The sequence below is a fragment of the uncultured Arthrobacter sp. genome (assembly GCF_902805515.1).
Lineage (GTDB): Bacteria > Actinomycetota > Actinomycetes > Actinomycetales > Micrococcaceae > Arthrobacter_D.
Genome location: NZ_CADCTE010000079.1, coordinates 33559 through 43828, shown reverse-complemented (window position 1 = coordinate 43828; position 10270 = coordinate 33559). Strand labels below are relative to the sequence as shown.

Sequence of the window (10270 nt, the reverse complement as noted above, 5' to 3'; positions counted from 1 at the left end):
AAGCTCAAGGCGGGGGGCCTGATAGTCGGTGAAGTGGTCTTCCTCGAACGTGATCCGCGGGCGGCGGTTCCGGTAATCGATGAGCTGGTCGGTGTCGAAGACGGCGACCAGCTCCGAATCGAGGGTCTCCAGGAGCTCCTCGCTGACCTGCGACACGACCTGCCCCGCGTCAGCGAATCCGCTCAGGCTCGCGAGCAGCGGCAGCCCGCGCAGCTGCTCGGGACGTGCGTCGGCGCTCAGGCTGAACAGTGTCCGTGCATCTAGCATTATTTCCTCCTGCATATCCCGGGGCCGCCTGCGTGGCCGCGCCTTCGGGTTTCCAACAAGTCTGCTTACTGACTCAACGCACCGGGCACGCCCTTCATTCCACGCGGCCGTCCGTGGAGCACCGAGAGGATACGATCGAAGAACGGTCACCGGCCTGCCCGCCGCCCTGGTTCACCAAGCCCGGCCGGGCGGCCCGGACCCGATATCCCATCTGGAAAGAGGAAACACCTTAGTGATGAAGCCAAGCGAGCCCACTCTGACAGCGGTTGCCAAAGACCTCAAAAAAATCCCAAGCGACGCCCTGGTGATCGGCGTGGGCAAGGGCCAGGACGGCCCGGTCCTGCTCGACAGTCCCCTGCCGGCGAAGGCCGCCCGCGCCCTGGGCGATTCGCTCCAGGTCCTCGGCGTGACCGGCGCCGCCGACGATGTCCGCCGGCTGGCCGCACTGCCCGACACCGGCTCGGAGTCCCTCGTGCTGGTCGGCGTGGGCCCGGTCACCGCCGGAAGCGCCCTGCCGGCCGAGACCCTGCGGCGCGCCGCCGGAGCAGCGGTCCGCCAGCTCAAGGGCCTCGAGACCGTGGTGCTCGCCCTGCCGGCACCGGGCGCGGCCGAAGCCACGGCAATCGCCGAGGGCGCCGCCCTGGGCGCCTACGCCTACGACGGATACCGCTCACGGCTCGGCGCCGACGGCAAGCCCGCCCCGCGCAAGGATGACGGGCCGGTGCGCACGATCCTCGTGCACACCGCCGCCGCGCAGGACGCCGCACTGTCGGCCGGGCTGGCCCGCGCCGCCGTCCTGGCGAAGAACGTAAACCTCACCCGCTCGCTGGTCAACCAGCCGCCGAGCCACCTCTACCCCGAGAGCTTCGCGCAGGCAGCGCGGGATCTCTCGAAGGGCCTGCCCGTCAAGGTGACGGTGATGGATGAGAAGAAGCTCGAACGCGACGGCTACGGCGGCATCCTCGGGGTCGGCAAGGGCTCCTCCCGGCCGCCGCGCCTGGTGAAGGTCGAGTACGCGCCCGCGAAATCGAAGGTGCACCTGGCCCTTGTGGGCAAGGGCATCACCTTCGACTCCGGCGGACTGTCCCTGAAGCCCGCCGCCGGCATGCAGACGATGAAGCTCGACATGGCCGGCGCCGCCGTCGTGCTCAACACCGTCCTCGCCGTGGCCGAACTGGGCCTGGCCGCCAAGGTGACCGCCTGGCTGTGCCTTGCGGAGAACATGCCCTCGGGCACCGCCCAGCGTCCCGAGGACGTCCTGACGACCTACGGCGGACGCACCGTCGAGGTCCTCAACACCGATGCCGAGGGCCGCCTGGTCCTCGCCGACGGCCTCGCCGCCGCCCGCGAGGAGCACCCGGACGCCATCATCGACATCGCCACCCTCACCGGCGCCCAGATGATCGCCCTCGGCAACCGCACCTCCGGTGTGATGGGCGACGACGGCGTGCGCGACGCGGTCAAGGCCGCGGCCGACCGCGCCGGCGAACCGTTCTGGCCCATGCCCCTGCCCGAGGAACTGCGCCCGAGCCTCGACTCCCAGGTGGCCGACATCGCCAACATCGGTGAGCGGTTCGGCGGCATGATGACGGCGGCCGTCTTCCTGCGGGAGTTCGTCGGCTCGATCGACGGAGAGAAGATTCCGTGGGCGCACCTCGACATCGCCGGGCCGGCCTTCAACGAAGGCTCCGCCTACGGGTACACGCCCAAGGCGGGCACCGGCGTCGGCGTCCGGACGCTCCTGGCCTACGTCGAGGACGTGCTCGAGCGGGCCTCCTAGGTCAGTACGAAGGCCCGCCCGGCACACCGCCCGGCGGGCCTTCGTGAGACTGCCCACACGTGCCGGGAATGGGCGGTTCCCATGTGGCCGCGGGCAGCATCTGGCGATAGGGTAAAGCCTGATCACCAAGCAATTTGGCACAATCAATCACCGACGCGTCTCGGCGCGTCATTGCTTACGCGAGGGAGCGTCAAAGTGGCCGATACGGCAGCTGCGCAAGAATTCGACATCCTGATCCTCGGCGCGGGAAGCGGTGGCTATGCTGCCGCCCTCCGGGCCGTTCAGCTGGGTTTGACCGTAGGTCTCGTGGAGAAGGGCAAGCTGGGCGGCACCTGCCTCCACAACGGCTGCATCCCCACCAAGGCGCTCCTGCACACGGCGGAGGTCGCGGACAGCGCCCGCTCGGCAGGCAAGTACGGCGTGAACGCCACCTTCGAGTCGATCGACATGGGCGCGGTGAACGCCTACAAGGAAGGCATCGTCGCCAGCAAGTTCAAGGGGCTGACGGGCCTGATCAAGTCCCGCGGCATCACCGTGATCGAAGGCGCCGGCCGGCTGACCTCCTCGAACACCGTCGAGGTCGACGGGACCTCCTACACGGGCAAAAACATCGTCCTGGCCACCGGCTCCTACTCGCGGACCCTGCCCGGCCTCGAGATCGGCGGCAAGGTCATCACCTCCGACCAGGCCCTGCAGATGGACAGCGTCCCCAAGAGCGCCATCATCCTCGGCGGCGGCGTCATCGGCTGCGAGTTCGCCTCCGTCTGGGAATCCTTCGGCGTCGACGTCACCATCATCGAAGCCCTCCCCTCGCTGGTTCCCAACGAGGACGCCACCATCGTCAAGGCCTTCGAGCGTGCGTTCAAGAAGCGCGGCATCAAGTTCAACACCGGCACCCGCTTCCAGGGCGTCGAGCAGAACGACGAGGGCGTGACCGCCACCCTCGAGGACGGCAAGACCTTCAAGGCCGACCTCATGCTCGTGGCCGTGGGCCGCGGGCCGGCCACCGCGGACCTCGGCTTCGAGGAGGCGGGCCTGACGATGGACCGCGGCTTCGTCATCACCAACGAGCGCCTCCACACCGGCGTCGGCAACATCTACGCCGTCGGCGACATCGTCCCCGGCCTGCAGCTGGCCCACCGCGGCTTCCAGCAGGGCATCTTCGTCGCCGAAGAGATCGCCGGCCTCAAGCCCGTCGTCGTCGAGGACCTCAACATCCCCAAGGTCACCTACAGCGAGCCCGAGATCGCCTCGGTCGGTTACACCGAGAAGGCCGCCAAGGAGAAGCTGGGCGAGGACAAGGTCCTGACCCAGGAGTACAACCTGGCGGGCAACGGCAAGAGCTCCATCATCGGGACCGGCGGGCTGGTGAAGCTCGTCCGGGAGAAGGACGGCCCCATCATCGGTGTCCACATGATCGGCAGCCGCATGGGCGAGCAGATCGGTGAGGCGCAGCTGATCGTCAACTGGGAGGCGTACCCCGAGGACGTCGCCCAGCTGGTTCACGCCCACCCGACGCAGAACGAAGCCCTCGGCGAGGCCGCTCTGGCCTTTGCCGGCAAGCCCCTGCACAGCTGAGCTCCGCCCGCACCCCCAAGTGCGGGCCCAGTGCACCCCAAACGGGGTGCACTAAGCTCGCAATAAGTCATCCAAGCATTTCCGGCTGACCCTGCACCACGGGGGCCCAGCCGTCAGGAACGAACCAACAAGGAGAAACGGGGACACTATGTCTGAATCCGTGAACTTACCCGCTCTCGGTGAAAGCGTCACCGAGGGCACCGTCACCCGCTGGCTGAAGCAGGTAGGCGACCGTGTCGAAGTTGACGAGCCGCTCCTTGAGGTCTCGACCGATAAGGTCGACACCGAGATTCCCTCGCCGATCGCGGGCGTCATCGAAGAGATTCTCGTCGCCGAGGACGAGACGGCCGACGTCGGCGCGCCCCTGGTGCGCATCGGTGACGGCTCGGGAGGCGGCTCGGCCGACTCCAACGGCAGCGCGGCTCCCGCCGCCGAAGCCGCCCCGGAGCCCGCAGCCGAGGAAGCACCCGAACCGGCCCAGGAAGCCGCCCCCGAGCCCGCCCAGGAGGCTGCCGCACCGGCCGCGTCCGGTGGATCGGACAGCGGTTCGGACAGCGGTTCAGACAGCGGATCCGGCGAAGGCACGGAAGTGACCCTGCCGGCCCTCGGCGAGAGCGTCACCGAAGGCACGATCACCCGCTGGCTCAAGGCCGTCGGTGACGAGGTCGCCGTCGACGAACCGCTCCTCGAGGTCTCCACCGACAAGGTGGACACCGAGATCCCCTCCCCCGTGGCCGGAACCCTCCAGGAGATCCGCGTCGCCGAGGACGAAACGGCCGAGGTCGGCTCCGTCCTCGCGGTCATCGGAACCGGCGCCGGCGCACCGGCCAAGGCCGAGGCGCCCCAGGGCGAGCCGCTCGCCGCCGGTGAAGCGGAGACCCGCGAAGCCCCGGTTGCGGCACCCAAGGCCGAAGAGGCTCCGAAGCCCGCCGAGAAGACCTCGGAGCCCGAGGAGGAAGCAGCGCCCGCCCCCGCACCGAAGGAAGCGCCCGCTCCGGCCCCCGCCGCCGAGCAGGCAGCTCCCGCGGAATCCGAGCCGGCCGGGGACGCCTACGTGACCCCGCTGGTGCGCCGCCTGGCGAACCAGAACGGCGTCGACCTCTCCGCCCTCCGGGGCACCGGCGTCGGGGGTCGGATCCGCAAGCAGGACGTCCTCGAGGCAGCGGAGGCGGCCAAGGCCGCGGCCGCCGCTCCGGCTCCCGCCGCGGCACCGGCGTCCGCGCCGGCCCGCGCCGCCGCTCCCGCCGTGGAGCCCTCGAAGCTGCGCGGCACGGTCGAGAAGGCCCCGCGGATCCGCCAGACCATCGCGAAGCGGATGCGCGAGTCCCTCCAGGTCTCCGCCCAGCTCACCCAGGTGATCGAGGTCGACATGAGCCGCATCGCGCGGCTGCGGAACACGGCGAAGAACAGCTTCCAGGCCCAGAACGGCGCCAAGCTCACCTTCCTGCCCTTCATCTCGAAGGCCGTGATCGAAGCGCTGAAGCAGCACCCGAAGCTCAACGCGTCCTTCGACGAGGAAGCCAAGGAGATCACCTACCACGACGCCGAGCACCTGGCGATCGCCGTGGACACCGAGAAGGGCCTGCTCGTTCCGGTCATCCGCGATGCGGGCAACCTGAACCTGGGCGGCCTGGCGAAGAAGATCGCCGACGTCGGAGCGCGCACGAAGAACAACAAGATCGGACCGGACGAGCTTGCGGGCGGAACCTTCACGATCACGAACTTCGGCTCGGTGGGGGCACTGTTCGACACCCCGATCATCAACCAGCCCCAGGTCGCCATCCTCGGCACCGGGACGATCGTCAAGCGCCCGATCGTCGTCACGGACGCCGACGGCGAGGACACCATCGCCATCCGTTCGATGATGTACCTGAGCCTGACCTACGATCACCGCCTGGTCGACGGCGCGGATGCCGGTCGGTTCCTGCAGACCCTCAAGGCGCGCCTTGAGGATGGAGCCTTCGAAGCCGAGCTCGGCCTCTAGGCTCTCCGCTTCACCGCAAAGGGCGGCGTTCCCCGTGGGGAACGCCGCCCTTTGCTGTTGGCGGCCGATTTCCGCCGGCCGCTCGACGCCGCCGGCCCGCGCCGACCTGGGCCGATCTGGGCCATGCAGGCGGGGACCGGGCGGGCACGCAGCGCGGCGGGCCGGCCGGATGCCGACCTGCCGCGACCGATCAGCCGGGACCGGTCAGCCCGGGACAGGTCAGCCAGGCCCGGTCGGCCAGGCCGGTCAGCTGCCCGGGCGTGCCGGCAGCGGCGCCGGCCGCAGCGAACGGTAGCCCTCCCGTGCCGGAGGGAGGTCCGTGGGCAGCTCGGTGAGCATCTCCTTGAGGGTGGCCACCCCGTGCTCGAGCTGCGGGTCCTCCCCCGCGGCGTAGGCGTGCGGCGGGAAGGGCACCTCGATGTCGGGGTCGACGCCATAGTTCTCAACTCCCCAGCCGGGCCCGCCGGTCATCCAGAAGGAATACCTCGGCTGGGTGACGCCGGTGCCGTCGGCGAGGCGGAATCTTCCGTCGATTCCCACCACGCCGCCCCAGGTCCGGGCCCCGATAACCGGGCCGATCCCACGCAGCTTCGCGACCTGCGTGATGATGTCTCCGTCCGAGCCGGCAAACTCGTCGGCAAGGATGACCACGGGCCCGCGCGGGGCGTGCGCCGGGTAGGTTCCGGGCTGCTCGCCGCGGGGGAAGGACCAGGCCGTAACCTTCCGGCCGATCAGCTCCGCGACCAGCTGCGAGGTGTGGCCGCCGCGGTTGCGCCGCACGTCGACGATCAGGGCGTCGCGGCCCGTTTCGCGGTCGAGGTCGCGGTGCAGCTGGGCCCAGCCGTTGGCCACCATGTCCGGGATGTGGAGGTAGCCGAAGCGCCCGGCGGAGGCCGCGTGCACGATCATGCGGTTGGCGTTCACCCAGTTCTGGTAGCGCAGCCGTTCCTCGCTGCGCAGGGGCACGACGGCCACACGCCGGGTGGCGGCCTCGCCCTCGCCGTCCCGGCGGGTCACGGTCAGCTCGACGGTCCGGCCGGCCGAAGCGGTGAGCAGGACCGACGGCCCGAAGCCGGCAGGGACCGGCACGCCGTCGACGGCGTCGATGGTGTCCCCCTCGGCGACGGCCACCCCGGGGGCGCTCAGCGGGGAGGAGGCCTGCGGGTCGGAGGATTCGCCGGCGAAGATCCGCTTCACCATCCATCCGGCCTCGGTGGGCTCAAGCTCGGCGCCGAGGAAGCCCTGCGCACCGCCCGGTTCCGCGTTCAGGGCCGGGGTGACGTAGGCGTGGGAGGTTCCCAGTTCGCCGTGGAGCTCCCAGAGGACGTCGATCAGGTCATCGTGTGAGCCGATCCTGTCGAGGAGCGGACGGTACTTGGCACCAACCGCCTCCCAGTCGATGCCGCCGAGGTCGGGGGTCCAGAAGAAGTCGCGCTGAAGCCGCCAGGTCTCCTGGTAGGCCTGCTTCCAGACGGCGACCGGGTCGAGCAGCACCCGCACGCGCTCGAGCCCCACCTCGATCCGCTCGGGTGACTCCGGCTCGACCTTGCCTGAGGTGGGGACCGCGGTGATGGCGCCCTGGCGGACGACTACGGCGGTCGAACCATCCCCGCTGACCCGGTAGGAGTCCGCCTCGCCGACGAGGACCTCGACGGTGCGCCGCTGCAGGTCGAACCGTTCCAGCCGGCGCGCCGGCTCCTGGTCGGAGGGAGTGGCCCGGCCGTCACCGGTCAGTCCCCCGGCGTCCCCTGCCGTCCACAACAGGGCGCCCTCGACCGCGGAGAGGGATTCGTAGCGGCCCTGGGCGACGGGGACGGCGATGATCCGTTCCCCGATGCGGTCGGCGTCAACGGTCACCGCATTGGGCACAGCTTCAGCGCCGGCGTCCTGCCGCGCGCCGTCCGGACGGGCGGAATGCGCGGCCGGACCGAAGGGCGAGGGCGTATCGGCGGCGAGCGCCACCAGGAAGGGCTTGGTGGAGGCGGGGAAGCTGAGGTCGAAGCGGTGCGTGTCGTACACCGGATCGAAGCTGCGGTCCGAAAGGAACGCCAGGTACTTGCCGTCGCGGGTGAAGACGGGCGTTGAGTCGCGGAACCGACCGTCGGTGAGGTCGTGGACCTCGGCCCCCTTTTCGGCCCGGGCGATGCGGATCCGGGTCCGGGCGCCCTCGGTCGTCACCGGCTCCGCCCAGGTGACCCAGCGCGAGTCGCCCGAGAAGGCGACGTCGTTGATGGCGCCGTGCTCGGGCGCGGCAAGTGGGAAGAACGTCCCCGAGGCCACCTCGAGCACCAGCAGCCCGCCGAGTTCACCGGCGACGGCGACACGTGCTCCGTCCGGGCTTACCGCCAGTTCGCTTGCGCGGAACGGGCCGTCGAAGGCGAAGGTGCGCAGCAGCCGGGCCTCCGGTGCGTCTTGGGCGGCGAGCGCGGTGGAGCCCGGGTCGCCGGACCCGTCGTCGTCTCCGGCTGTAGCCGGTGCCGCGGGGGCCCCCTGGACCGCCGGCACGGGGGCCGGCAGGGCGGGGCCGCCGTTGGTCCGCTCCGGGTCCTGGGCGGTGCCCGGCTGCGGTGCGGTGCCGGCCGGCCGGGCGGCGCCGAAGACATCGCGGATGTGGAGAGATTCTTCGCCGCCGTGGTCGGCGACGTAGACGACGCCGTCCGAGCCAAGGGGCCGTCCCAGCCGGGCCCGCACGCCGGCGGTGCCCTCGATCACGCGCGAGGGGCCGTCCCGGTGGGTCAGCCAGTGGAGGGTTCCGTGGGTTTCGACGACGCTGGCATCGCCTGCCGGGACCGGGACGGCGTCGGCGAGATGGCGGGCGGCGTCGAGCAGGACCGGCCGGCGCGCGGTCGAGGCCGACCCGAGTTCGATGTCCAGCCGTTTCGGCGCCGTCTCCGGTTCGAGCGAGCCCAGCAGCCACAGCTGACCGGCCGATTCGTAGACGATCCGCTCCCCGTCGGTGGAGGCGTGGCGCACGTAGAAGTCTTCATTGTCGGTGTGCCGGCGCAGGTCCGCGCCCTGCCGGTCCACGGAGTACAGGTTGCCGTAGCCCTCGTGGTCCGAGAGGAACGCCACGCGCCCTGCCACCCACATGGGATCCGTGAGGTTTCCGTCGAGCTCGGGCACGAAGCGGGAAAAGCTTCCTCCGCCGTCGGCGTCGATCCACAGCTTTCCGGCCGTTCCGCCGCGGTAGCGCTTCCACCACGCCTGCTCGCGCGTCATCACGCTGCCGATGATCACCGGGCGCTCGTCGCCGAGGGCTTCCGCGTGCACGATAGTGTCGACCGGCCCGTACGGGAGCACCGTCTGGGCGGAACCGTCGAGGGGCACCCGGTAGGCCCAGGCCAGCCGGGGGTCCTCATGCCGGTAGGCGCTGGTGGCGATGACGTCGCCCTCTTCGGTGAACCCCTTGACCCGGGTGTTCTGGTGCCCCCAGAAGGTCAGGCGCCGGTAGCCGCCGCCGTCGGCGTTCGCCGCCACCACCTCGGGCGCACCGGCCTGCACCACGGTCCAGGCGATCACCTTTCCGTCCGGGGAGAACCGGGGGTTGCGGGCGGGCAGCTGCATCGCCGAAATGCGCCACGCCCTTCCACCCGAAACCGGCGCCACCCAGACGTCGTTTTCGGCGACGAACGTGACGGAATCTCCGGAGAGATGCGGATAGCGTAAGTAGTCTGAGGAACCCATTGCCCGATCATAACCACAGCCCCCGCCGCAACGGCTGAGGCCGCCGTGTTCCCCCGGGACGTCGTGGATGGTTCGATGGGGGCATGCATATTCTCATCGCCGGCGCTTCCGGCCTGATCGGCAAGGCTCTCCAGAACCGGCTGCGGGACAACCACACGGTCACCCGGCTTGTCCGGCGTGCTCCCGCAGGCCCGGATGAGGTGGCATGGGATCCGGCCCGGGGCGAGCTCGACCCGTCGGTGATGGACCGGGCCGACGCCGTCATCAATCTTTCGGGCACGTCCATTGCCGGCGGCCTGTGGACCCGCAGCCACAAGGAATCCCTCTACTCCTCGCGCATCCGCTCCACCCGCACCCTGGTTGAGGCGATGCGGCGGGCCGGCAGCCCGCCGGCCGTGTTCCTCAGCCAGTCCGCCTCCGGGTACTACGGGAACCGGGGCGAGGAAGTGCTCACCGAGGCCTCGGGCTCCGGTGACCTGCTCCTGTCCGACGTGTGCCGCCGGTGGGAGGCCGAGGCGGTGAGGGCCCCCGAGGGCGTGCGCACCGTGCTGACCCGTACGGGCATCGTCATGAGCCTGAAGGGGGGCGCCCTGCCGAAGCTGCTGCTGCCGATGCGTCTTTATGCCGGAGGCCCCCTGGGAAGCGGCCAGCAGTGGTGGCCGTGGATCACCATGACCGACGAGGTCCGCGCCATGGAGCATCTGCTCACCGCGGAGGTGGAAGGGCCGGTGAACCTCTCCGCGCCGCAGCCGGAGAGGCTGCAGACGCTCCTCCAGGAACTCGGCAGGGCGCTGCACCGCCCCACCCGCTTCCGCGTCCCGCAGAAGGTCCTGACGGTGGCGATGGGCCAGCTCGCGGATGAACTCCTCCTGGTGAGTGCACGGATGGATCCGAAGGTCCTCACCGCCTCGGGTTTCCGGTTCGACGCCGTGACCGCCGCCGATCTCGCCGAGCAGGTCCGGGATCGGCGCGTTTGA

General features: G+C 70.4%; 6 protein-coding genes. 4 read left to right on the top strand and 2 right to left on the bottom strand.

What is annotated here, in order from left to right; all coding sequences use genetic code 11:
* Window positions 1-267: PAC2 family protein (locus QZX79_RS06985; RefSeq protein ID WP_294566592.1), on the bottom strand; the 267-nt coding region annotated here is incomplete at its 3' end.
* 232 nt (window positions 268-499) lie between these two features.
* On the opposite strand from QZX79_RS06985, the gene QZX79_RS06980 reads away from it, so the two are divergent.
* The 3 genes from QZX79_RS06980 to sucB all read left to right on the top strand — a co-directional run bounded on the left by QZX79_RS06980 (window position 500) and on the right by sucB (window position 5609).
* Window positions 500-2047 carry a leucyl aminopeptidase gene (locus QZX79_RS06980; protein ID WP_294566589.1) on the top strand — a complete coding sequence of 516 codons (1548 nt, stop codon included), beginning with the start codon at window positions 500-502 and terminating at the stop codon, window positions 2045-2047.
* Between the two features lie 195 nt (window positions 2048-2242).
* A complete protein-coding gene (gene lpdA, locus QZX79_RS06975) occupies window positions 2243-3625 on the top strand; it encodes a dihydrolipoyl dehydrogenase (RefSeq protein WP_294566586.1) in 1383 nt (460 codons plus the stop codon).
* Window positions 3626-3773: 148 nt separating this feature from the next.
* Window positions 3774-5609 (top strand): 2-oxoglutarate dehydrogenase, E2 component, dihydrolipoamide succinyltransferase, encoded by a 1836-nt coding sequence (gene sucB, locus QZX79_RS06970; RefSeq protein WP_294566581.1) that lies wholly within the window; start codon window positions 3774-3776, stop codon window positions 5607-5609.
* Between the two features lie 246 nt (window positions 5610-5855).
* On the opposite strand, the gene QZX79_RS06965 is transcribed toward sucB, so the two are convergent.
* The gene (locus tag QZX79_RS06965; protein WP_294566578.1) at window positions 5856-9293 is read right to left on the bottom strand and encodes a S41 family peptidase; all 3438 of its coding nucleotides are present in this window, start codon (window positions 9291-9293) and stop codon (window positions 5856-5858) included.
* An 83-nt stretch (window positions 9294-9376) separates the two neighbouring features.
* Here QZX79_RS06965 and QZX79_RS06960 point away from each other — a divergent pair, with 83 nt between their 5' ends.
* Complete coding sequence (locus tag QZX79_RS06960) at window positions 9377-10270, top strand: TIGR01777 family oxidoreductase (RefSeq protein ID WP_294566574.1); 894 nt, start codon at window positions 9377-9379, stop codon at window positions 10268-10270.

Coding starts and splice junctions, on each gene's coding strand:
- sucB (WP_294566581.1), top strand. CDS start 3,774: ATGTCTGAATCCGTGAACTTACCCGCTCTCGGTGAAAGCGTCACCGAG.
- QZX79_RS06965 (WP_294566578.1), bottom strand. CDS start 9,293: ATGGGTTCCTCAGACTACTTACGCTATCCGCATCTCTCCGGAGATTCC.
- QZX79_RS06960 (WP_294566574.1), top strand. CDS start 9,377: ATGCATATTCTCATCGCCGGCGCTTCCGGCCTGATCGGCAAGGCTCTC.